The 583-nt window shown below is 72.0% G+C and carries 2 protein-coding genes; both read right to left on the minus strand.

The genetic code is table 11. The features are described from left to right. On the minus strand, nt 1–212 hold a 212-nt coding region (locus B8460_RS23200), incomplete at its 3' end, for a hypothetical protein (RefSeq protein WP_048863460.1). Continuing rightward, the coding region (locus tag B8460_RS20400; RefSeq protein ID WP_048863461.1) for an EscU/YscU/HrcU family type III secretion system export apparatus switch protein at nt 209–583 on the minus strand (375 nt) is incomplete at its 5' end. The genes B8460_RS20400 and B8460_RS23200, both read right to left, overlap by 4 nt.

Below are 583 nucleotides of genomic sequence, written 5' to 3' on the forward strand. Positions count from 1 at the left end.
TCCGCGCGCGCCGCCGCGTCCGGACCCGAATGCCGCGACAGGGCATCGGCGCTGCCGAGAATCGCGGTCAGAAGGTTGGAGAGATCATGCGCGACCGCGGCAGCCGGCCATTCGGCCGTTGCCTCAGGTGGGGACAGCTGCGCCGCTGCCGCAGTGTCCGCGCGTTCGGCCGCCGCCGGGCCGGGAGGCACGCGGTCCGCCCCACCGGTCACAGAAGCGGCGTCCGCCGATCGAGCCGCCAGATATAGGCGATGATCTGCGCCACGGCCTGGAAGTGCTCGGCCGGGATTTCCGCGTCGATGTCGACGGTATGCAGCGCGCGGGCGAGCGGCGGGTTGGCGACCATCGGCACACGGTGCTCCTCGGCGACCGCACGTATCCGCGCGGCCATGTGGTCGATGCCTTTCGCCACGACCCGCGGGGCCGCTCCTTGCGCGTTCTGGTAGAAGAGCGCAACCGCGTAATGCGTCGGATTGGTGATGACGACCGTGGCCTTCGGCACCGCCGCGAGCATGCGCCGGCGCGCCCGCGCCAGCCGCAGGCGCCGGATGCGGCCCTTCACCGCCGGATCGCCTTCGCTTTC

The organism is Acidisphaera rubrifaciens HS-AP3, assembly GCF_000964365.1.
GTDB lineage: Bacteria > Pseudomonadota > Alphaproteobacteria > Acetobacterales > Acetobacteraceae > Acidisphaera > Acidisphaera rubrifaciens.